The sequence below is a fragment of the Flavobacterium piscis genome (assembly GCF_001686925.1).
In the GTDB taxonomy this organism is placed as follows: domain Bacteria; phylum Bacteroidota; class Bacteroidia; order Flavobacteriales; family Flavobacteriaceae; genus Flavobacterium; species Flavobacterium piscis.
In genome coordinates this window covers 239,463-262,837 of record NZ_LVEN01000010.1, presented here as the reverse complement: position 1 = coordinate 262,837, position 23,375 = coordinate 239,463, and the positions used below count along the sequence as shown (strand labels likewise).

The window sequence follows — 23,375 nt, the reverse complement described above, 5'->3', positions numbered from 1 at the left end:
AAAATTGAGAATTAAAAATTAAAAATTTTTGAAACCGCATTTCACATGGTGCTATGAGAGTGAAACGCCTTTTTAGATTCTGCAACGCTATGTTTCTATGTGTTTAAAAAATATTTTAAAAAATGAAAACAGCTCAAATAGTTATAGGTTTAGGATTTGGTGATGAAGGAAAAGGAATTACAACAGATTTTCTGTCGAAGCAAAATCCTGAATCTATAGTTATTCGGTTTTCAGGAGGACAACAGGCGGCGCATACCGTAATGATTGAGGGCAAAAAGCACGTTCATTCAAGTTTTGCCAGCGGAGCACTTCGCGGTTTGCCATCTTATTATAGCGAACATTGCACGATTCATCCCGTTTTTTTATTTAATGAAAAAGAAGAACTCGAAGAAAAAGGAGGAAATATTGCACTTCATATTCATCCGTTAGCCAAAATAACAACTCCGTTTGATGTTTGGCAAAACCGAAACAACGTAAGAAATCTGGATCACGGAACTTGTGGAAAAGGCGTTGGAGCGACAATGAAACGTAATGAAGGTCAGTACAAACTTTTCGCCATAGATTTGATCGCGCCAAGACAAATGCTCTTAGAGAAACTGCAAAAAATCGCCTATTACTACGGTTTTTTAAATGAAAGTGAAATCGATGCAGAAGTAGATCATTATTTGGAAATCATTGATAAAATAAAATGGAATATCAGCGATTACAGTTTTTTAGAAAACTATTCAAATTTGATTTTTGAAGGAAGCCAGGGAATTCTTCTCGACATGGATCATGGTGTTTTTCCGAATGTAACATATGCCAATACAACATCCAAAAATGCAATTGAAATCTGCCAGAAATTAAAAATAGATGATGTTGAGGTTTATTATGTTACCAGAAGTTATTCTACCCGACACGGAAGTGGCTGGATGGCAAATGAAAGAGAATTAAAATTAAAAAATAACGAAGAAGAAACCTGTGTTTACAATGATTTTCAGAAAGAGTTAAGAACGGGAGATTTAGATTATGAGCTATTAAATTATAGTTTAAAGTTGGATGCCGCTTACAGTTTTAATGCAAAAAGAAACTTGGTGGTAACCTGCATGGATCAGATCGAAAAAGATTATCAGTTCGAAAACTTAACAACAGCGTTTAAGGAAATCTACGGATCATTTTCACCCGATTCAAAAGATTTCAAACAGTTAACTTCTTTGTTCCAATAAAGAAAAAATGAAATACAATATACAAAATATAGCCACAGAAAATAAGTTTTTATTCTTCTGGGGACATCAGCCCAATAAAGACGGAAGCATTTCTAAAACCTGCTTTAGTCAATGGTGGCTGAGTTCGTTTGAAGTTGATAAAGTGATTTACAAAACTGCCGAACACTGGATGATGGCCAAGAAAGCTGAATTGTTTAAAGACCATGCGATTTTGGAGAAAATCCTTCAGGCTAAATCTCCTGCCGAAGCCAAAAAGTTTGGCAGAGAAGTAAAGAATTATAATGAAACCTTGTGGTTAGCCGCTAGATTTGATATTGTAAAAGAAGGCAATTATCATAAATTCAGTCAAAACCCCGAGTTAAAAACTTTTTTACTCAACACAAAAGAGAGAGTTATCGTAGAAGCAAGTCCTGTAGATGCCATTTGGGGAATCGGGATGGCTGGTGATCACAAAGATATTTTGAATCCTGAAAAGTGGAGAGGCTTGAATTTGTTAGGTTTTGCTTTGATGGAAGTTAGGGATGAATTAGAATAAATTAGTCATGAAAATAGAAATCCTTAAAGCCGATATAACAGAAATTCAAGTAGACGCAATTGTAAACGCCGCCAATACTTCCTTATTAGGCGGAGGCGGAGTTGACGGCGCTATCCATAGAAAAGGAGGAAAAGCTATTTTAGAAGATTGCGTTAAAATTCGAAATAAGCAAGGTGGCTGTAAAGTTGGAGATGCTGTGATTACAACGGCTGGAAATTTACCAGCAAAATATGTTATTCATACCGTTGGTCCGGTTTGGAATGACGGTAAAGGTCTCGAAGAAGAATTATTGCTAAGCTGTTATTTAAGGGTTCTGGAATTGGCGGTAGAAAATGATATTAAAACCATTGCATTCCCTAATATAAGTACAGGTATTTATAAATTCCCCAAAGAGTTAGCAGCAGAAATTGCACTGCATTCAATTGATATTTTTGAAAATAAAGAGCAATTCGAAAAAATCATTTTTGTTTGTTATGATGATGAAAATTTCAAAATTTATAATGATATAATAAAAAACGTCTTTGAATATAAAGTGAAATCAGGATTATTTGGAGTTGCGATTGGAGATGCCTTGGGCGTTCCGGTAGAATTTAAAACCAGAGATTATTTAAGAAGTAGTCCTGTTCAGGATATGATGGGGTTTATGTGTTGGAATCAACCTCTCGGGACATTTAGCGACGATAGTTCATTGGCTTTTTGTACTGCAGAAAGTTTATGCAAAGGTTTTGATATAGAAGATATGGCATTAACTTTTGTTAAATGGATGCAGGAAGGATATTGGGGAGCTCATCATAAAGTATTTGATATTGGAGGAACTACAAGGTATTCTTTGGCAAGAGTTGTAAAAGGAGAATCTGCCAGATTTTCGGGTAATTTCTTTGAAGAAGATAATGGTAACGGATCTTTAATGAGAATTCTGCCTTTGGTTTTTCATCTTCATAAAGAGACTGATATCGAAATTATTTATAAAAAAGTAAAAGAAGTTTCTTCGATTACCCATGCTCATTTTAGATCAGTATTTGCTTGTTTTATCTATGTTGTGTATTGTTTAGAAATTTCAAAAGGCATTGATAAAATACAGGCGTATACAAACATGCAAAAGATTGTTTCTGATTTTTTAAGTGATAAGAAATTTAATCCAATTGAAATTCAATTGTTTGATAGAATCTTAAAAAATAATATAGCGGATTATCCTGAAAATGAAATTGAATCATCAGGTTATGTTCTTCACAGTTTAGAAGCCAGTTTTTGGTGTTTTTTAAATTCGAATACTTATGAAGAAACTGTTTTAAAAGCAGTGAATTTAGGCGGAGATACAGATACAACTGGAGCAATTACGGGAGGCTTGGCAGGAATGTATTACGGAATTGACAATATTCCACAAAAATGGATTACTGCATTAGCAAGAAAAAATGATATTGATGATTTGTGCGAAAGACTGTCTTTAAAATTAAAAAAAATGAAATAGACAGTTTATAATTTTTAGAAAGAATAGATCAAAAATAATGAATTGTAAACACGAGTTTTTGGTGTTCCATAGGAACATCTCATCGGTAGATAAAAATAGTGTTGTGTTGTATTTACGTTCCGTAGGAACGTTTGATTAAAATAATGAAATAAATGAAAGATATTCAATATAGAAAAGGAGATGCAACGGCTCCTCAATCAGAAAATAATAAAATCATTGTGCATATCTGTAATGATATTGGAGGTTGGGGAAAAGGATTTGTTATGGCAATTTCTAAAAGATGGAAAAAACCGGAAAATCAATATAGAGAATGGTTTAAATCAAAAGACGGTTTTGAATTGGGTAAAGTTCAGTTTGTTCAGGTAGAAGAAGATCTTTGGGTAGCAAATTTAATTGGTCAGCATAAAATCAATAAAGATGAAAACGGAAATGCTCCAATACGATATGATGCTATTGAAGATGGCTTGAAAGAAGTAGCTTCGTTCGCAAAAGAAAGTAATGCCAGCGTTCATATGCCAAGAATTGGCTGTGGTTTAGCAGGCGGAAAGTGGGAGATGATAGAGCCTATTATTCTCCAAAGACTTTCAAATAATGATGTTGAAGTCGTTGTATATGACTTCTAGAAAAAAAAATATTAATAATGAATGAAAATATAGCAAAAACAGTGAGCAAATTTCTAAGTTTAGTACTTAGACATTCACCAGAAAAAATAGGATTAAAATTAGACGAAAACGGTTGGGCAGATGTTGAGGAATTAATTCTAAAATGTTCCCAAAAAGGAAATAAACTAGACGCGGTTCTTTTAGATTACGTAGTAGAAAACAATGATAAAAAACGTTTTGCTTTTAATGAAGATAAAACGAAAATAAGAGCAAGTCAGGGACATTCTATTTCGGTTGAATTAAACCTGAATGAAACAGAACCTTCAGAATATTTATATCACGGAACTGTTGGAAAGTTTATGGAGAACATTCAGAAAGAAGGTTTGAAAAAAATGAGCCGTCAGCACGTGCATCTTTCCAAAGATCGTGAAACGGCCATAAAAGTAGGTAGCAGACGTGGCGTTCCTCAGATTCTAACCGTAAGAAGCGGTGCGATGCACAGAGATGGATTTAAATTTTACTTGTCTGAAAATAATGTTTGGTTAACAGATGAAGTTCCGGCGAAATACATAGAGTTTAAATCATGAAACGAACATTAGTTTTTGGAGATATTCACGGTGGTTTAAAAGCTTTAATTCAATTATTAGATAAAGTTGGAATTAACGAAAATGACCGATTTATTTTTCTGGGAGATTATGTCGATGGCTGGAGAGAATCGGCACAAGTAATTGACTTTCTGATTGAATTATCCCAAAGACAAGAATGCATTTTTATAAGAGGAAATCATGATGTTTGGTGTCACGAATGGCTGAAGAATGATGTTGTAAACGACATTTGGTTTTTGCACGGAGGAAAATCAACTATAGAAAGTTATCAGAATATTGATTCTTTCGAAAAAGAAAAACATTGTAATTTTTTTGAAAACATGAAAGATTATTTTGTAGATGAAAATAATAATTTGTTTATTCACGCAGGATTTTCGTCGATGCATGGTCCGGACAAGGAACATTACAAAACAAATTATTCCTGGGACAGAACCCTTTGGGAAATGGCTCTGACAATGGACAAAAGAATCAAAAAAGATTCACTATCCTATCCTAAAAGATTATTGCTTTATAATGAAATTTACATTGGCCACACACCAACGCTTCATTATAATATTGAGATTCCAATGCAAGGATGTAATGTCTGGAATATAGATACCGGAGCAGGTTTTTACGGAAAATTAAGTTGTATTGATATAGAAACAAAAGTATTTTGGCAAAGCGATGTTGTGCAATCATTTTACCCAAACGAAAAAGGAAGAAATAAAGCTTAATATTACACAAAGACACACAAAGAAAAATACAAAAAAGCACAAAGAAAATTAAAACGTGGCGAGTCTCTGTGATAAACTTCGTTATCTCTATGAAACCCAAAATTTACGAGAATTTAAATAACTAAAATATATGAACCCACTATTATTAACAGATGGTTACAAAGTTGACCACAGAAGACAATACCCGGACAAAACCACATTAGTATATTCTAACTGGACACCAAGAAAATCCAGAATAGAAGGTCTTGACGAGGTAGTGTTTTTTGGATTGCAGTATTTTATCAAAAAATATATTATTCATGATTTTGAAGAGTATTTCTTCAAACAGCCAAAAGAAGAAGTGATTAAAAAATACTCACGAAGAATCAATAATTATTTGGGTGAAAATCAGGTAGGGACAAAACATATCGAAGATTTACACGATTTAGGCTATATCCCAATGGTTTTTAAAGCCTTGCCAGAAGGAGTAAGTGTTCCGTTGAGAGTGCCAATGTTTACGATGTACAATACCATTCCGGAATTTTTCTGGCTGACAAATTATTTCGAGACTTTACTTTCAGCCGTAATTTGGCTGCCTTGTAATTCTGCTACAATTGCAAAAGAATACAGAAAAGTACTAGACAAATATGCTGGTGAAACTTCATCTGTTCCTGAATTTGTAGATTGGCAGGCGCACGATTTCTCTATGAGAGGAATGGGCGGAATCGAAGCGGCAATAACTTCTGCAGCCGGACATTTATTGAGTTTTACAGGATCTGATACCATTCCGGTAATTGATTTCTTTGAAGATTATTACAATGCCAATTCTGATAACGAATTAATCGCAGGTTCAGTTGCTGCAACAGAACATTCTGTAATGTGTATGGGAACGACTGAAGGCGAGTGCGAAACATTTAAAAGATTAGTGACTGAGGTTTATCCAAAAGGAATTGTTTCTATCGTTTCTGATACTTGGGATTTATGGAAAGTGCTAACCGATTATTTACCACGTTTAAAGGAAGATATTGTTGCCAGAGAAGGTAAAGTGGTCATTCGTCCTGATAGTGGAGATCCGGTTGATATTATCTGCGGAAATCCAAACGGAAAAACAGAACAAGAGAAAAAAGGCGTGATTGAGCTGCTTTGGGATGTTTTTGGAGGAACAACCAATGCAAAAGGATATAAAGAGCTTATTCCTCAAATTGGAGCTATTTACGGCGATAGTATAACAGTAGCACGTGCAACTCAAATTGCAGAACGATTAAAAGAAAAAGGATTTGCTTCTACAAACGTTGTTTTAGGAATTGGTTCTTTTACGTATCAATATAACACCAGAGATACTTTTGGTTTTGCCATGAAAGCTACTTACGGAGAAGTGGATGGGGAAGGAAGAGCTATATTCAAAGATCCAATCACAGATGACGGAACTAAAAAATCAGCCAAAGGATTAATGAAAATTGATTTAATCGACGGTGTTTACCATCTAACAGATAATGTTTCATGGGAAGAAGAAAAACAAGGCGAATTGAAAGAAGTTTTTAGAGACGGAAAACTTTTGGTTGATCAGTCTTTGAGTGATGTTAGAGCGAGAGTTAAAAGTGATATTAATATTGAAGCATAAAGAATCTGATTATAAGTTGGACTAATAAATCCCAGAGGGATGATATCTTTATAGCATTTTAAAGATTGTTTTAAGAGAACCCCCATCGGGGTGATATATTGGCAATTAACCTATAAAGCGAATATCGCTCCGCTGGAGCTTTAACTCCAACTTTATATTTTAGCTATAGATATTACGCTCCTCTGGAGCTGATTCTAAAAATCAATTTATTACAGAAAGAAAAAGCCTGAAATTTAAATTCAGGCTTTCGTTTTTGTAATTATCTAGCAGCAATATTTTGCTCTCAATTCTTTTGCTTCTTCATCAGAATCGTATCCTATAAAAAGTAATCCTTCTGTACATTCCATCCTTTTTTCTTTAATCAATTTTGCAATAAAAAGTTCAAATTTCATGAATGAACGATATTCTGAATTTATAAAATTTAGATATTTTCTTTGATATGGGATTTTTTCATTGGTAATGATATTCAATAAAGCTGATTGCAATTCATCAATATGTCTTTCGGAATCTAATTTAAAATTTCTGAAAATTTTTTGATCATCATAAACGAAAGAAATTGAGTTATGTACTCCGTTACTGTACATCGGGCCAGATCGTGTGTTTTCATTTCTTTGGCCAGAGTAAGAATTTCCAAATACAATTAAATCTTCAATTTTATTGTATAAATATTCCTTTGATTCCATAAGTAAAAAGTCATCTTCAAAAGACATACTTCCTATAAAATGACCATTTAAATTTTCATATTCGTTTAAACGAATGGCGCCCCCAATGATATAAGTTATAAAAGGAATTATAAGTAAAGAATATGTATATTCTGAAATATCATATCCAAATGATTTTTCAATAAAAACAAGCAATAAGGTATATGAAATAATTGCAGTTAAAGAATAGTAAGTTAGCTTTTCAGACAAAGTAAAGTCAAATTGTCTGGATTTCTTTGGATAAAAAATCGAAGCGGAGAAATGCATTTATTTCTTATAAAAATTATTGTGATCAATATATTCCCAAACTTTTGGAGGTAAAAGCGGTTGAATATTCTTTCCTTCTTTTATGCTTTTTCGAATAAAAGTAGCCGAAATTTCTACAATTGGCGCATCAATAATATGAATATTGGGATGCGATTTTAAAGTATTAGGTTCTTCTTCTAAAGTTTCACCGGTTTGTGTTTTGTCTTCCAGTCTTGGATAAACATAAATTTCGTAGTGCTCTAAAAGTACTTCGTAGTTTTTCCATTTATGAAGCGTTTTCAGATTGTCTTCGCCCATAATTAAGGAGAAATCATGCGTTGGGTACTTTTCATGCAAATGAACCAAAGTATTCACCGTATAATTAGGCTGAGGTAATTTAAACTCAATATCCGAAGGTTTAATTTTTGGATAATCCTCTGTAGCTAAATGCACCATTTCTAAACGCTGGTGATCGTCTAATAAAGTAGATTTCTTCTTTAACGGATTATGTGGCGTTACAACCATCCAAATCTGATCTAAATCGGCAAACTCCGCCATATGATTGGCAATAATTAAGTGGCCAACATGAATGGGATTATACGTTCCGAAATAAAGGCCTATCTTCATAAAAGAGGTTTTTTCATAATTCAAATGCTAGTCATTACATTCAAATTAAGCAGTGGTATTAAATAATTTAGTATCGATTCTTTTTTGAAATCAAATAATCAATAGAGAATTTACCACTTCCGGTTACCAAAAGAAGTACATAAAACAGCAAATATAAAATTCCCATTTCTTTTACATCTATTGGGTCGGCACTATGAATAACAAATACAGCAACGAGCATTGTAATTATTAATGGCAAAGTCGCCAGTCTTGTGGCTAAACCAAGGAAGATAAAAAATGAACAAATTACTTCTGCAAAAACGGCAAGAGTCAACGAAGCTGTTTTTCCTACTCCAAGCGGGTCAGGAAACTGAATGTCACCTCCGGCTAAAAGCATATTTAGTTTGGATAATCCATGTGAAATCATCAATGATGCGATCAATACTCTAATGACAAGAATAATGATGCTTAGATAGTTTTCGTTTCTTTTTATTTCAAATAAATTAATCATAGTACAGATATTAATAGCGGTTACATCAAAAGCTAACGGCTGTTTTTCTAAAAAAGTATTGATTTTATGAAGTTTCTAGTCTTTATTTACAAAAGCTTTCACTAATTGATACGCCTCTTCTTTGGCAGTATCTAAATCGTAATTTTTTATAATCGTGTCAAACTGAGGTGCAGTAGCCAACTCAACAGAAGCTTTTGCAATACGCATATTGATTTTGTCATCACTTTCAGTAGAACGTTCCTTCAATCTGCGTTTTAGTTCGTCGACACTTGGAGGTTTTACAAAAACAGCCAAAGTCTGCTCCGGAAATTTATGTTTAATACGTAGTCCGCCGGCAACATCAATATCAAAAATTACGTTTTTGCCCAAAGCCCAGATACGTTCGATTTCGGCTTTCAAAGTACCGTAAAAATTATCACGATACACTTCTTCCCATTCCAGGAAATTTTCGGCTTTAATGTGTTTTTTGAATTCTTCCAGCGAAATAAAATAATAATCTTTTCCGTGTTCTTCTTCTCCGCGTGGGTCGCGTGAAGCTGCCGAGATCGAAAATTCTAAATTCAAATCTTCCTTCCCAAGTAAGTGTCTTACTATAGTTGTTTTTCCTGATCCAGACGGTGCTGAGAAAACAATTAATTTTCCTTTGTTCATTAATATATGCTTTAGGCTTTAAGCATTACGCTTTAAGCTTTAATTTGATGCTTTTATTCCTGCTTATAGCCTATAGCTTAAAGCATATTGCTTTTTTAAAGCACATTCAAAACCTGTTCTTTAATCTTTTCCAATTCATCCTTCATCATCACCACCAACTTCTGCATTTGAGCGTGATTTGATTTAGAACCCATGGTATTGATCTCGCGACCCATTTCCTGAGTAATAAAACCTAATTTACGACCATTAGCTTCAGTGCCTTTAATCGTTTCTAAGAAATAATCCAAATGATTTGTTAAACGCACTTTCTCCTCCGTAATATCCAGTTTTTCAAGGTAATAAATCAATTCCTGTTCGAAACGATTTTCATCCACATTCACTTTCAATTCAGAAATTGCAGTTTGCAAACGGTCTTTTATCGCCTGAACACGTTCCGGATCAAGAGCCAAAGCATCGTTCATGTATTGACGAATATTTCCAATTCTTAAGTTGAATTCTTTTTCCAGAGATTCACCTTCATCTTTTCTAAAAGTCAAAATGTTTTGTAAAGCCTCTTCAATAATCACCTGAATTTGTTCCCAATCGTTTTCATCGATTTCCTCACGTTCCGTTTTTAGCGTATCTGGCATACGAACGGCCATTTTCATCAATTCAGTTTCGTCAGCGCCAGGATAAACTTCTCTAAGCTGAGCAATGTAGTTTTTTACAACAGGTACATTTACTTTCGTCGAAGTTTGTTCAGAAGTACTTTCAATGTAAATCCCGAAATCAATTTTCCCTCTTTCCAGTTTTGTAGAGATTTGAGTTCTTAAACCAAGTTCCATCTCGCGATAAAGCGACGGCATTCTTACGTTTAAATCTAAACCTTTACTATTTAAGGATTTTACTTCAACGGTAATTTTTTTTGTAGGCAATTGCAAAGAAGCTTTGCCAAACCCTGTCATAGATTGTATCATATAATTGAGTATAAAGGCGCAAAGATAAATAAAACTTTGCAGTCTTGAGTTTTAAATCGCTAATCTGTTAAAGTCAGCTTTGTGTAAAGTTTTTTTACAGTAAATTCCACAAATTTCCACAAATTTTTTCCAGGCTAACTTTGAAAATATTTTTAGAATTCAAATTAAAAAAGAATGAAATTTGTGAAAATTTGTGCAATTTGTGGCTAACTTTTTTCACCACCGGCGTTTTAGTTCTTGGGCGTTTCCGCCGCAGCGGACCGGGCTATCCGCTCCCAATCTTTTTTTGAGCAGAAAAAGCTCAAAAAAAGGATTTCCGCTTCAAACGAAGTTCACTGAACACTAAAATAAAATAAAATTATAGTGAAGTAATCCCTAACGCAAACCCGGGCATTTTAGTACTTTATTTTTCTAAAGCTTTCATCACCTGTAATGTCACAGGTTGCGTATTGCCAATGTAAATTTTTTCATCAATAATAAAAACCGGACGACTGATAAACGTGTAATGTTCTAAGATGTATTTTTTATAATCGTCCTCAGTCAAAGATTTGTTTTTCAAATCCATTGATTTATATAATTGCGCTTTCTTGCTAAATAAAGCCTCGTAACTTCCGGCAAGTTTGTGCATTTCCTCCAGTTCAGCTTCAGTAATGGGATTTTGTTTGATATCGTGAAAAACCAGATCATTATCTTTGGGCAAGCTTTTGATGATTTTGCGACACGTATCGCAAGAAGCCAAATAGTATATTTTATTCATGTTTTTTAATTTAAGAGACTACAAAGAAAATCCATTTAAAACTGAAAAATGACTAATTTTAGAAAAAAAATAAAATTATGAACTCAGTTTTTGAAGTACAGAAAACCATTAGAGAAATTCTGTTAAAGATTTTAGATCATCATTCCTTAGAACAATTAAATAAAATCCCGTCAGGATTTAATAATAACCTGATTTGGAATATTGCGCATTGCATTGCTTCACAACAGGTTTTAGTTTATAAATTATCAGGTTTGCCTTTACAGGTTTCTGATGAATTTTTATCGAAATATTCTAAAGGAACAAAACCAGAAGGCGATGTGTCGCAATCAGAAGTCGATGAAATAAGAGGCTTACTATCTTCGACTCTCAATCAAACTATAAAAGATTTTGAAGCCAATATTTTTGTTAATTACAATGCATATACCACAAGTATGGGTTTTGATTTGAAAAATGTTGATGATGCTTTAAATTTCGTTAATTATCACGAAGGAATTCATACCGGAATTATTATGAGTATCAGAAAGTTTCTTTAATCTCTTCTAATTGTTAGGTACTTAAATAAAACAACAAACCCGATAGATTTTAAAACCTGTCGGGTTACATTTAGAATGTCTTTATTATTCTACTATAGTTTCAATTGTTACTTTCATAGCGCCACTTCCTTTGTGCTTGGTGATTTCCATAAAAGCTCTTTTCGATAAATCAAGTTCTCTTGTTCTTACAAACGGACCACGATCTGTTACTTTTACGATGACAAATTTTCCGTTAGCTTCATTTGTTACTTTTATTCTGGTACCAAATGGCAGTTTTTTGTGTGCAGCGGTATATTTACTATTGCTGAATCGTGCTCCACTTGCTGTTTTTTTTCCGTTAAAACGATCAGCGTAGTAAGAAGCGTGTGCGTTTTTTTTATAAGGTTTTAATTTTAAGCCTTTATCAGTAAAAACCGAATCAGTTGGAATGGCAAGTATGTCCGGTTTTACCATTTTTACCGTATCCTGTGTACTTTTAGGTTTAGGCTCTGTTGCTGGTTTTGTTTGACTTATAACATAGGTAAAACAACTTAAAAAAGTTAGTGTAAGGCTGGTAAGTATAATGTTTTTTTTACTTCTCATTTTTTATTTTTTTTCAGACTTGGGGAGTTTGTACAAATAATATGCCGAGATAAAAAAAGCCCTATTATTTTAGGGCTTTAATTGGTTTTTTTAGAACCATAAGTTCCACGGGATTCTACTTAATATAAGCAATAATCCTAATCCGTAATAAATAGCAAAAGTTTTAAATTTAGCTTCGCTATTGATTAATTTTTTATGTTTCGACCATCCAATAGTAATCAAAATAATAGCAATAAGATTGATTAATGGATGTTCTAATGAAGTTAATCTTAGTTCTGCGTTAGACATTTGTCCAAAAGCTGCTTTTCCAAGCGGAGAAACAAAATAAAGTAGTATTCCAATCAGTAATTGAGTGTGAGTTCCTATTAAGGCAAACAATGCAATTTTACGGTCTTTAGCGGTAAAATCTTTCTTAGACGTTACTCCAATGATAGCGTTTACAACTGCAACTAATAAAAGCAAAAGTGCTAAATAAGCCCAGCCAGAATGGAATTTTTGTAGAAAATGGTACATAAATTAATTTTTTTGTTAAAACAAATATAGCAAAAAAGGCATAAAAAAAACGGCATAAGACTAAAAGTCAATGCCGTTTTTTGGTATTTATTTAGATTCTAAATATTAGAAATCGTAACGTAGTGTAAAGTTCCATGTTCTTCCAAATCCGAAGAATACAGTGTTTACGTTAGCAACTCCATCATAAAGCATTCCGTTTGAAGCGTAAGTTCCTTTTGAGCCAGCTGGTTGTCCAGAAGCTACAGGAAGATTATCATCAGCAAAAGTATTAGTTCTTGCTTCAGCAATGTAAATTTCATTAAAAACGTTGTTTACGTTTAATCTGAAGTTTACCGATTTGTCTTTGTCCTTACCTACTAACATTTTATAAGAGAAACCAGCATCCATTAAACCGTAAGAAGGTAATTCTAAAGCTCCTTTGTTAGTTGCAGATGTAAAGTTTACCGGGTTTAATCCAGCATATAATTTGTCATTAAAGTTGTAGTTAGCGTCGATAGTTACTCTTGTTACAACTTCGTAAGAAGCTCCTAAAGATGCAGTAAGTTGTGCAGCGTCACCTACTTTTACTTTGTCCATGTATACAGTTGCTGCAGTATATCCTACAACTGGTGTATTGTCTGCCTGGTTGTAAGCGTTTACAGTAGCATTTCCTTTGTATTCCCAGATTCCGTAAGAGAACATACCTGTGATTTTTAATCTTTCAGTAATATTTGAGCTACCTTCAAATTCAAATCCAGAGTGAACCTCGTTAAGACCTACGAATTCTGTATAAGTTGAGTTTGCAGGAATAGTTGCTGAAGCATTAAGTGCATTACCTTTTAAGTACCTGTCATTCCAAGTTGTGTTGTAAAGGTTTACCGAAGCATTAAAGAATTTAGAACGGAAACCATAACCAGCTTCAAATCCAATGATTTTCTCGTTAGTAAGGTTAGGGTTTACTGTAGATTTGTTGTTTGGATAAACTGAATTAAAGAACGGTTGTCTTGAGTAGTATCCAGCATTCACAAAAACATTGTGTTTCTCGTTGATGTTGTAGTTAGCTCCACCTTTTACGTTTCCACCTGTAACGTTTTTGTACGGAGTAGAAGATAATGGATCAGTTGTTTTGTATACAAAATTATCTTCTCTTTTGTAACCTTGTTGTGATATAGCTCCCTGAACAAATGCTGTTAAATTATCTTTAGAGTATTCTAATTGAGTAAATACACCATACCATTTTACATTACCAGTACTGTTGAAAGAAATTTTCTCATAGTCTGGCTTTTTAAAAACATTCCATTGAACATCTGTATCATAAGTTGTAGTTAAACGTCTACCGGTTGGTTTTTGATCAGCAATAAAATTGTCATAATACTCACCTCCGCCTAATAAGTTATTCAAAACTGTATAGTGGTATCCTTTGTAAGTTCTTCCGTCAAAACCAAAATCTAAAGTTAATGTATTAGATAGTTTTTTATTCAAGTTGATTACTGCACCAAACCAGTCATGAGAGTTGATAGATGAAGTTTGTGAGATACCAGTAGTATTAATGTTAGTTTGTGGATTGTAATCCGCAATATTTGAACTTGAGTTAAAGTAAGAACTATTTTGGTAAACACCATTAATTTGTTGTCTTTGTTGAGGTCCTGTAAGACCTGCAATAGTAACTGGTGTACCAGAGTTATATGCTACGATTTTATCGTAATCTACTAAACCGTCCGGTCTTCTAAAAGCTATAGCATCACTATATCCTTTTCCTTTAATTCCTCCAGTTGCACTAGCTCCTGCACCACGTCCCATAGAAGCATAAAGAACAGATGAAAGTTTTGTAGTTTCGTTGATTTTATAATCCCAGTTGAACGAAGCAATAGGTTTGTGGTAGTAATTTTTTCTGATGTTATATTCTTCACCATTCAAATATCCGTTATCAGCATTGTATCTGATGTTTGGATCATTGTTACGTCCGTATTGTTGGTAAGTAGCAATTGTAGATATTGTAGATCTTTGGTTGTGCCATTGTGGAGCACCTGTTACAGTAAGTTGAAAGTCATGTTTGCCGCTTTTTGTACCGTATCCTAAAGCTACATAATAGTTCGAACCTTCAAATTGAGTTCCGTCTACGTAACCATCTCCCATTGTTTGAGATAATAAGATAGAAGCAGAAAGTCCATTATCTAATTTACCAGTGTTATATGAACCCTGAATTTTAAAGTTTCTTCCATTTCCAAAACCAGAAGCGAATGATCCGCCTTCTTTTTTGTCAGAAGATTTTGTTACAATGTTGATTGTTCCACCAACTGATGGAGTTGCAAGTTTAGAAGCTCCTAAACCTCTTTGAACCTGCATTGCAGATGTTACATCTGATAAACCAGCCCAGTTACTCCAGTAAACAGAACCGTTTTCCATGTCGTTAACCGGCATACCGTTGATCATCACAGCGATGTTATTTTGGTTGAATCCACGAATGTTGATTCTTGAATCTCCAAAACCACCACCTGATTTAGTAACATATACTGAAGGAGTGTTTCTTAAGATCTCCGGAAATTCCTGAGTTCCTAATTTTTCCTGAATTTCAGCAGCTTTAATTGTAGAAACTGCTACAGGAGTTTTTCTGTCTTTTGCAATGTCGACAACTGAACTTTTTACAACAATTTCGCTTAATTCGTTTGAATTAGAAGTTAAAACGATTGTTCCTAAATTTGTAGAACCGCCAGAAACTGAAAATTTAACAGTTTTGTTCTCGTAACCTAAAAAAGAAATAACGATTTCTCCTGTACTTGTTGTTGCATTCAAAGTAAATTTACCGTCAAAATCCGTAGAAGTGGCAGTCGCAGATCCTTTTATCACTACGTTTGCTCCCGGTAATGATCCAACTCCGTCGGTAATCATACCTGTAATTTTTCCTTGAGAAAATGCGGTTGAAACTATCATGAACAATAGTCCAGTGAGTAACCAATTTTTCATTGTCTTCATTTGTTATTAGTTTATTGTTTTTGGCAAAATTATAACAATTAAATCAGATAGTGTTATCAAAATGTTAAGAAAAATAAGTTTTATATAATCTGTTGCGCATTAAAATGATTTTTTCTTTTTTTATTAAATAAAATAACGATTTTTTAAATTTTTACTACTGTATTTTGTTAAAATCGTAATGATTTCAACTGTCTTGTAGTGCTAAACTTGCAATAATCAGTGTTTTAGGTGCTTTTTGTGTTGTTTTTATACGAAAAAACGCCTTAATTTTTCTTAAATTAAGGCGTTTCAGTTTATTGAGATTTTTTTATTCAGTTTTTATTTATTCTTCAAAAAGTGATTTAACAAAAACGAAGTCGAACTATCATGATTTTTTACCGTTTTAGTGTTAATTTCATCTAAAATAGAATTAGCCAATTGTTTTCCTAATTCTACTCCCCACTGATCAAAACTAAAAATGTTCCAGATAACACCCTGAACGAAAATTTTATGTTCATATAAAGCAATTAACGAACCTAAACTTTTAGGTGTCAATTTTTGAATTAAGATAGTGTTCGTTGGTTTGTTTCCTGTAAAAACTTTGAAGGGTAATAAATAAGATGCTTTTTCTGTCGAAAGTCCTTGCTTGTCAAATTCGGCCTGAACTTGTGCTGCTGTTTTTCCGTTTAATAAAGCTTCGGTCTGAGCAAAAAAGTTAGACATCAGTTTATCATGGTGATCTTCATTGCCATATAATGGTTTAACAAATCCAATAAAATCAGTCGGAATTAATTTTGTTCCCTGGTGAATCAATTGAAAAAAGGCATGTTGCGAGTTTGTTCCCGGTTCTCCCCAAATGATAGTTCCCGTTTGGTAGTTCACAGGTTTTCCGTCACGGCCAACACTTTTTCCGTTACTTTCCATAGTGGCCTGTTGCAAGTAAGGAGCTAATTTAGATAAATATTGTGTGTATGGAATCAAGGCTTCACTTTCTGCTCCAAAGAAATTGTTATACCAAACACTTAACAAGGCCAGAATTACAGGAATGTTTTCGTCGAATTCTGCCGATTTAAAATGGTTGTCCATTTCGTTGGCACCTTTCAATAAATCATTGTAATTATCGAAACCTATTGCTAAACTAATGCTTAAACCTACGGCGCTCCATAAAGAGAATCTTCCTCCAACCCAATCCCACATCGGGAAAACGTTATCCGGATTAATCCCAAATTCAGTTACTTTTTGAATATTAGTTGAAACAGCAACGAAATGTTTTGCAATATCTTCCTGAGAAGCTGATTTCAAAAACCATTCTTTGATCGTTTCTGAGTTTGATAAGGTTTCCTGAGTAGTAAAAGTTTTAGAAACAATTAAAAATAAAGTCGTTTCAGGATTTAATTTTTTAATTACTTCATTAACGTGATCGCCATCAACATTAGAAACGAAATGTAGGTTTAAATGATTTTTATAAAACTGTAATGCTTCAACTGCCATAACCGGACCAAGGTCAGAACCTCCAATACCAATATTTACAACATCAGTAAACGCTTTTCCTGTAAAACCTTTTCTTTCGCCAGAAATAACTTCGTGGCTGAATTGTTTGATTTTATTTTTTACTTCGTAAACTTCGGGAATTACATTTTCACCATCAACTTTTATAGTTGCCGATTCAGGCGCACGCAAAGCAGTGTGTAAAACAGCACGGTTTTCTGTTTGGTTGATGATTTCTCCACCAAAGTATTGAGCAATCGCTTCTTTTAATCCAATCGAATTGGCCAATTCTAATAAAAGAGTAACAGTTTCCTGACTGATATTGTTTTTAGAATAATCTACTAAAAAGTCGTTCCATTGTAAATTGAATTTTTCAACACGAGCATTATCTTGTTGAAATAATTCTTGTATCGTAGTTTCGTGAATTGCGTTATAGTGGTTTTGCAGATTTTTCCACGCTTCAGTCCCGGTTGGGTTTGTTGTGTTTAAAGCCATTTTTTGTTTAATTGAGAATGTGGTTATAAAAAAACAAAAATACTGAAATTACTTTTAATAGCTTTAAGCTTCACAATTATATAACAAATAGTTACGAAAACGATTTATAAGTTTATTTGTTTTGCTGTTATTATAATGGCGCCATCATTTTCTCTTTCATTATAAATGATGCGACTGCTGTTTTTATTTAAAAAATCTAAATCTATAATGTCAGTTTTTTTAAGAGGTAATATTATGGTATCTTGTTTTTTGTCATATTTAAAGGGAACTCCATTTATTACAATTAAAGGCGATTTATCAATTTGATCTTCCTTAAAGGCTTGATTGACTAGTTTTAAGACATAATATTTATCTTCTTTTGTGTCGTTTAAAACAAAAGCATGTGGCTGAGAGCATCCTAAAATTATTGTAGAAGAAAATAGTAGTAAAGTTCTTTTCATTAATTGACTGATGGTTGAGTAGAAAAAGAGGTTTTTACCAAATTTTCCACCAAGGTTTTTTATTCACTTCAATTGTTTTCTTGGTGACATTAATCTCTATTCTTTTTAATGGTTCAGTTTTAATCTTAGAATCATCAAAAAACAAATGGCCATTTTCATCTATTCCAATGGGGGATTTAGTTCTTTCTTTCCACTTCTCAGTTTGTAGTTCCGGAACTAAAGGTAAATTGATTTTGTCTGAAAATTTTTTTCGCGCTTTTTCGATAATTTCTTCTTCTAAGTTTGAAGTTGAATTTTTAAGAAGCGTTAAAGAATTGTCTGGAATATTTAAAAGGAAAACCTGTGTTTTGTTTTCAATCTTATAAATGTCCAATACTTTAAAATAAGCTATAGAATCTAAAAGAAAGTGACCGTTTTTTGCTGAATCAGGATTGAATTTAGATAAATCTTTTGGATGAGCACTCGCTATTAAATATCTTAAATTGCCGTAAATCCCGCCGCCCAAAGAACTCATGTCGGTAAAACCTTTTTCCTGAATAATTTGCCCAATCTTGTAATTTGAAATTAACGCATCAGATAAATCGGTGTCTCTGTAGAATAGTTTTAAACCTGAAAAAGTTTCATTATAAATTGCTTTAAGACGAGCGTTTTTCATTTCCTTACTATTTAAAAATTGAGATTTTAAGAAATTTATAAATTACCAATGCTATCTAATTCTCTTTTCAAAGGTTCGATTTGCTTCATAAAGCGTGATCTGTCATTTCCTGTCAGTGATTCTCCTGTAGGTAAGTTAAGTCGAAGTGCATCAACCTGAATTCCATTTTTCCAGAAACGATAACAAACGTGAGGTCCGGTAGCTAATCCTGTGCTTCCTACTAAGCCAATAGTTTGTCCTTGCGTCACTCTTTGTCCGCGTTTTACTAAAATTCTCGACATGTGTAAATACTGAGTAGAGTAGGTTCCGTTATGCTTTACTTTTACAAAATTTCCGTTTCCTGCAGTGTATCCCGTTGCTTCTACAACTCCGGATGCTGTTGTTGAAATTGGCGTTCCTGTTGGAGCGGCATAATCAGTTCCTTTGTGCGCTTTCCAGGTATGTTGAACAGGGTGAAATCTGTTTGCAGTGAATCTTGAAGTAATTCGGCTAAATTTGATTGGTGTTTTCAGGAAGAAATTTTTCAGTGTTTTTCCTTCATCATCATAATATTCTACTTTTCCTGATAGCGTATCTTTTTCAAACGGGAATGCGTATACTATTTTTCCTTTATATTCAAAAAATGCAGCTTCAAGATCTTCAACTCCATCATAGGTTTTACCGTTTATAAAACGTTCTGTAAAAATTAAACCATAGCGGTCTCCTTTTTTAAGTTTAAAAAAGTCGATAGACCAAGAAAAGACTTTTGTAATTCTGCTTGCAAGTGCTGTTTCTACACTTTCGTTTCCTAAAGTTTCGGATAACGAACTTTTTAAAACGCCACCAATAATTTTGCGTTTAAGAGTAACGGGTTTTACTTTTTTGTAAGCTTTTGCAATACTATCTCGAAAATCGATTACATAATATGATAATGCATCTGGCTGATAAATAAAAACCTGCAGTTGGTTTGTTTTGTTTTTTGCTCGAAGAATAGTGTAAGGTTTATTGTATCGAATGCTTCTTACATTAAAAGAATCTTTTATTTGCTCGACAACATCAAAGACTTTTTTGTCGCCAATATTTTGACCTTGAATGATAGATCCAAAAGAATCTCCTTTTTTTATAGTGTCTTGAAGAACATTAAAATCGGCGTAATTAAAACCAAATTCTACTTTCTTGGTTTTTGGTTTTGTAATTTTAATTTCAACTTTTTCAGCGGTTTTATTACATGAAATTATTGAAAATAGCAGGATTATAATTACGAGTATTTTTTTCAAACTTATTTATTTTTTTGGAAATTAAACTGTGGTTTCAGTTCCCCAATTAGACAATTCTTCTTCGGTCCACAATTTAGGAAAAAAGATGCGTCTTTGGTATTTTGGATGCATATATTTTTGCCAGTCGCTTCCTCCTGTGGCTTCACCATTGCCTTTTCCGCTTTCTAAAATATATTTTCTTGCTGTATTTAAATGCTGCATAACCCAAGTGATATTCACTGTTTTGTCATAGTGACGCATTGCTTCAATTAATGCTGGATTTTGCTGATCTTCGATAGGAAGTTGTGTGAATTTCTGCCAGATATTTTTTGTTTTGAATGCAGAAATTTGTTTCAGGAATTGATCTTTATATTTATTTTCAAATTCTTTAAGCAGGTATGATTTCTCTCCGGTATGGTAATCTTTTCCGGCAGCTTGCCAGTATAAATGTTCAAAGCTTGTTTCTAAATCTGTATTTTCATCAAAATTATCTTTGTACCTGCGATCTGTTAAATTGATGACATCTGTCGAGGCAAATTCTATCAATCTGTATTGTGCACTTTGAAAACCACTTGCGGGAGTTAGTGTATTTCTAAATTTCATGTATTGATCAACGTCCATCCCGTTTTCCATAATGCTGAACGAATTGGTGAGCATGTCAAAATAACGTGTGATTCTGGATAATCTTTCGCTAAAAAAATCAACCTGAATGTTCTGCGTGTCTGCAATTTGATCAATTTCCCACAAAATCATTTTAAAAATTAATTCATTTACCTGATGGTACATGATAAAAACCATTTCGTCAGGAAGTGTGGTGCGTTGTATTTGTAAATTCAAAAGAGCATCAGTCTGAATGTAATCCCAATAAGTAATTGGTTTTGACCAAAGTAATCCTTCTAACTGAACTTCAGTTTTTTGATTAATAGCTTGAAATTTAAGGTCAATTTCTTTTAAAATTGATTCAGAATGATCTGTGGTATTCATTATTTTTTTACTTTAAACGGATTTTTTAATCCTTTATATTCGTCTAGGTCTGCCTTAAGTGACCCTACAGCAAGATCTGCTTTTATTCTAACCGGAACTTTGTTGTCGTCGTCTGTTATCCAAAGTGTTACGCTTTCTTTTTCTTTAAAAACGCGTCCTGTTTGCACCAAAGGTTTAAACATCATTGTAGAAACGGTTCCAAATTTAGTTGTAATATCCTGACGACCTATATATTTTAACTTAAATTTTGTGATTTCGTCATCAAAAAACATGTCGATTGTGATCGATTCCCCTGATTTAAGTTTGTCAATATTAGGATGATTTCTTAAATAATAAAATGACGAAATTATATCCTGAACATTATCTGTTATAACAATCGTTTTTTCGGTTTTGCGTTTGTAATCTTTAACTAAAATCCTGTTTTCGTTTTGATTAAAAAAACCTTCCTGATCTTTTGTGTAGCCGCCCTCGTTGATTTTTCGAACATAACGGTAAGGGTTTCCTGTTTGTTTGTCAAAATAGCTTTCGTACAAATCTTCTACTTTAAAAAATAATTTTGACATTCCGGTAGTGTAGCCTTTGCCAATAGCATGAAATACTTTTTTGTTACTTATTGTAGCGTCTTTTATTTCAAGTGTTGCGTAACCGGCATTGATAATTCCGTAGTGAATTCGGAATTTAAAGTATTCTCCGGTATCGAAAGCGTCTTCTCTTGCTGAATCGAAACCAAGTGTAGTGAGAATTAATATAAGTAGGATTATCTTTTTCATAGTACAATTTTTACATTTCATTATAAAGATAAAGAAATGCAAATTCTATTCCAAATGTACCAAAACAAAAAAACTCAGTCAAGGAATGACTGAGTTTTTATGCTATTAACTAACCAAAAAACTATAAATTATGAAATTTATATCAATTCAGAAGGAAACCACCCCTTCTTGATTTGCGAGTGCAAAGATATATAGAAAATTCAAAAAAGAAATAGCAAAAGGTGAGTTTAACATAACATTTGCATAAAAACCATCATTTTACAGAGAATTATGCTGTTTAATGTAAAAATTTTGTTGTTTTATAGTGTTCCTCTCAATTCCTGCTCTCTCTCAATCGACTCAAAAAGGGCTTTAAAGTTCCCTGCGCCAAATCCTTTTGCTCCCATTCGTTGAATAATTTCGAAAAAAAGCGTTGGTCTGTCCTGAACCGGCTTGGTAAATATTTGTAATAAGTAACCATCTTCATCTGCATCAACCATAATGGCTAATTTTTCAATTTCGTTAATATCTTCTTTCATCATATCCATATGAACTCCTAATCTTTCAGGAATTGCCTGGTAATAGGTGTGAGGAGGAGCAGATAAAAATTCAACTCCGCGTGCTTTTAATTGTGATACGGTTTTAATAATATCATCGGTTGCAATAGCAATGTGCTGAATTCCGGGCCCGCCGTAGAAATCCAGGTATTCTTCGATTTGCGATTTTTTCTTTCCTTCTGCCGGCTCATTGATTGGGAATTTAATTCTTCCGTTTCCGTTAGACATTACTTTACTCATCAACGCAGAATATTCTGTAGTGATTTGTTTGTCATCAAATGACAGGAAATTTACGAATCCCATTACTTCTTCGTAGAATTTTACCCATGTATTCATTTCATTCCAACCCACATTTCCTACCATGTGATCGATATATTTCAATCCTGTTGGTTCCGGATTATAATCTGATTTCCATTCTTTGTAACCCGGAAGGAAAACTCCGTTGTAGTTTTTTCTTTCCACAAAAATGTGAACCGTTTCTCCGTAAGTGTAAATTCCCGAACGAACTACTTCTCCAAATTCATCAGATTCCACGGTTGGTTCCATAAAAGAACGTGCCCCACGCTTTATGGTTTCTTCGTAAGCGCTTCTGGCATCTTCAACCCAAAGTGCAGCGACTTTTACTCCGTCACCATGTTTTTGAAGATGTGCATGAATTGGTGAGTCCTGTGTTAAAGGCGTTGTTAAAACAATTCTGATTTTATCTTGTTTCAAAACATAAGAGGCTCTGTCTCTAACTCCGGTTTCCAATCCGGCATAAGCCAATGACTGATATCCAAAAGCAGTTTTGTAATAATGTGCCGATTGTTTTGCATTTCCTACGTAGAATTCTACATAATCTGTTCCTAATAGTGGAAGGAAATCTTGTGCTCCTTCAAAGATTTTTTCTAAACCGTATTCTACTGATTTTATTTCTTTACTCATGATGTTTATTGTTTAATCGGTTAATCGTTTATTTGATGTGCCGAAATGTTTTTTAAGATTTGTTTTTTAACCGCAAGGAACGCAAGGATTTTACGCAAGGTTCGTAAAGTGTATCATAGCGATCTTTGCGTAA

Annotated in this window: 24 protein-coding genes; 8 read left to right on the top strand and 16 right to left on the bottom strand. The window is 33.5% G+C overall.

Annotated elements, in window-relative coordinates; all coding sequences use genetic code 11:
- Positions 1-122: 122 nt before the first annotated feature.
- From FLP_RS06735 to FLP_RS06705, 7 genes are all read left to right on the top strand, one after another.
- Complete coding sequence (locus FLP_RS06735; RefSeq protein WP_065448745.1) at positions 123-1,205, top strand: adenylosuccinate synthetase; 1,083 nt, start codon at positions 123-125, stop codon at positions 1,203-1,205.
- A gap of 7 nt (positions 1,206-1,212) precedes the next feature.
- Complete coding sequence (locus FLP_RS06730; RefSeq protein WP_065448744.1) at positions 1,213-1,740, top strand: riboflavin biosynthesis intermediates N-glycosidase; 528 nt, start codon at positions 1,213-1,215, stop codon at positions 1,738-1,740.
- Between the two features lie 7 nt (positions 1,741-1,747).
- On the top strand, positions 1,748-3,208 hold the full coding sequence (locus FLP_RS25870) for an O-acetyl-ADP-ribose deacetylase (protein WP_083195807.1): 1,461 nt from the start codon (positions 1,748-1,750) through the stop codon (positions 3,206-3,208).
- A 152-nt stretch (positions 3,209-3,360) separates the two neighbouring features.
- The gene (locus FLP_RS06720; RefSeq protein WP_065448743.1) at positions 3,361-3,831 is read left to right on the top strand and encodes a macro domain-containing protein; all 471 of its coding nucleotides are present in this window, start codon (positions 3,361-3,363) and stop codon (positions 3,829-3,831) included.
- Positions 3,832-3,848: 17 nt separating this feature from the next.
- Positions 3,849-4,397 (top strand): RNA 2'-phosphotransferase, encoded by a 549-nt coding sequence (locus FLP_RS06715; RefSeq protein ID WP_065448742.1) that lies wholly within the window; start codon positions 3,849-3,851, stop codon positions 4,395-4,397.
- Complete coding sequence (locus tag FLP_RS06710) at positions 4,394-5,128, top strand: metallophosphoesterase family protein (RefSeq protein WP_065448741.1); 735 nt, start codon at positions 4,394-4,396, stop codon at positions 5,126-5,128. Before FLP_RS06715 ends, FLP_RS06710 begins: the two co-directional genes overlap by 4 nt.
- A 130-nt stretch (positions 5,129-5,258) precedes the next feature.
- Positions 5,259-6,728, top strand: coding sequence for a nicotinate phosphoribosyltransferase (locus FLP_RS06705; RefSeq protein WP_065448740.1), 1,470 nt, complete (start codon positions 5,259-5,261; stop codon positions 6,726-6,728).
- A 263-nt stretch (positions 6,729-6,991) separates the two neighbouring features.
- On the opposite strand, the gene FLP_RS06700 is transcribed toward FLP_RS06705, so the two are convergent.
- The 6 genes from FLP_RS06700 to FLP_RS06675 form a co-directional block, all read right to left on the bottom strand.
- Positions 6,992-7,696, bottom strand: a complete 705-nt coding sequence (locus FLP_RS06700; protein ID WP_065448739.1) for a hypothetical protein — start codon at positions 7,694-7,696, stop codon at positions 6,992-6,994.
- Positions 7,697-8,302 carry a nicotinate (nicotinamide) nucleotide adenylyltransferase gene (gene nadD / locus FLP_RS06695; protein ID WP_065448738.1) on the bottom strand — a complete coding sequence of 202 codons (606 nt, stop codon included), beginning with the start codon at positions 8,300-8,302 and terminating at the stop codon, positions 7,697-7,699.
- A gap of 67 nt (positions 8,303-8,369) precedes the next feature.
- Positions 8,370-8,792 (bottom strand): DoxX family protein, encoded by a 423-nt coding sequence (locus tag FLP_RS06690; protein ID WP_065448737.1) that lies wholly within the window; start codon positions 8,790-8,792, stop codon positions 8,370-8,372.
- A 75-nt stretch (positions 8,793-8,867) separates the two neighbouring features.
- Complete coding sequence (gene gmk / locus FLP_RS06685; protein ID WP_065448736.1) at positions 8,868-9,443, bottom strand: guanylate kinase; 576 nt, start codon at positions 9,441-9,443, stop codon at positions 8,868-8,870.
- Between the two features lie 95 nt (positions 9,444-9,538).
- The gene (locus tag FLP_RS06680; RefSeq protein ID WP_065448735.1) at positions 9,539-10,399 is read right to left on the bottom strand and encodes a YicC/YloC family endoribonuclease; all 861 of its coding nucleotides are present in this window, start codon (positions 10,397-10,399) and stop codon (positions 9,539-9,541) included.
- A 403-nt stretch (positions 10,400-10,802) separates the two neighbouring features.
- Positions 10,803-11,156 carry an arsenate reductase family protein gene (locus FLP_RS06675; RefSeq protein WP_065448734.1) on the bottom strand — a complete coding sequence of 118 codons (354 nt, stop codon included), beginning with the start codon at positions 11,154-11,156 and terminating at the stop codon, positions 10,803-10,805.
- 77 nt (positions 11,157-11,233) lie between these two features.
- Between FLP_RS06675 and FLP_RS06670 the strand changes: the two genes are divergently transcribed.
- Positions 11,234-11,689, top strand: a complete 456-nt coding sequence (locus FLP_RS06670) for a DinB family protein (protein ID WP_065448733.1) — start codon at positions 11,234-11,236, stop codon at positions 11,687-11,689.
- Between the two features lie 84 nt (positions 11,690-11,773).
- On the opposite strand, the gene FLP_RS06665 is transcribed toward FLP_RS06670, so the two are convergent.
- From FLP_RS06665 to hppD, 10 genes are all read right to left on the bottom strand, one after another.
- Positions 11,774-12,271 (bottom strand): septal ring lytic transglycosylase RlpA family protein, encoded by a 498-nt coding sequence (locus tag FLP_RS06665; RefSeq protein ID WP_065448732.1) that lies wholly within the window; start codon positions 12,269-12,271, stop codon positions 11,774-11,776.
- A gap of 90 nt (positions 12,272-12,361) precedes the next feature.
- Positions 12,362-12,784 (bottom strand): hypothetical protein, encoded by a 423-nt coding sequence (locus FLP_RS06660; RefSeq protein ID WP_065448731.1) that lies wholly within the window; start codon positions 12,782-12,784, stop codon positions 12,362-12,364.
- A gap of 105 nt (positions 12,785-12,889) precedes the next feature.
- Positions 12,890-15,736 carry a TonB-dependent receptor gene (locus FLP_RS06655; RefSeq protein ID WP_065448730.1) on the bottom strand — a complete coding sequence of 949 codons (2,847 nt, stop codon included), beginning with the start codon at positions 15,734-15,736 and terminating at the stop codon, positions 12,890-12,892.
- A 318-nt stretch (positions 15,737-16,054) separates the two neighbouring features.
- Positions 16,055-17,698, bottom strand: coding sequence for a glucose-6-phosphate isomerase (pgi, locus tag FLP_RS06650; protein WP_065448729.1), 1,644 nt, complete (start codon positions 17,696-17,698; stop codon positions 16,055-16,057).
- A 104-nt stretch (positions 17,699-17,802) separates the two neighbouring features.
- On the bottom strand, positions 17,803-18,138 hold the full coding sequence (locus tag FLP_RS06645) for a hypothetical protein (RefSeq protein ID WP_065448728.1): 336 nt from the start codon (positions 18,136-18,138) through the stop codon (positions 17,803-17,805).
- A 34-nt stretch (positions 18,139-18,172) separates the two neighbouring features.
- The gene (locus FLP_RS06640; protein WP_065448727.1) at positions 18,173-18,793 is read right to left on the bottom strand and encodes a hypothetical protein; all 621 of its coding nucleotides are present in this window, start codon (positions 18,791-18,793) and stop codon (positions 18,173-18,175) included.
- 35 nt (positions 18,794-18,828) lie between these two features.
- Positions 18,829-20,049: a M23 family metallopeptidase gene (locus FLP_RS06635; RefSeq protein ID WP_065448726.1), complete on the bottom strand. Its 1,221-nt coding sequence runs from the start codon at positions 20,047-20,049 to the stop codon at positions 18,829-18,831.
- Between the two features lie 21 nt (positions 20,050-20,070).
- Complete coding sequence (locus tag FLP_RS06630) at positions 20,071-21,012, bottom strand: tryptophan 2,3-dioxygenase family protein (protein ID WP_065448725.1); 942 nt, start codon at positions 21,010-21,012, stop codon at positions 20,071-20,073.
- Positions 21,012-21,782, bottom strand: coding sequence for a DUF3108 domain-containing protein (locus FLP_RS06625; protein ID WP_065448803.1), 771 nt, complete (start codon positions 21,780-21,782; stop codon positions 21,012-21,014). Before FLP_RS06625 ends, FLP_RS06630 begins: the two co-directional genes overlap by 1 nt.
- Before the next feature lie 299 nt (positions 21,783-22,081).
- A complete protein-coding gene (gene hppD, locus FLP_RS06620; RefSeq protein WP_065448724.1) occupies positions 22,082-23,242 on the bottom strand; it encodes a 4-hydroxyphenylpyruvate dioxygenase in 1,161 nt (386 codons plus the stop codon).
- Between the last annotated feature and the right edge of the window lie 133 nt (positions 23,243-23,375).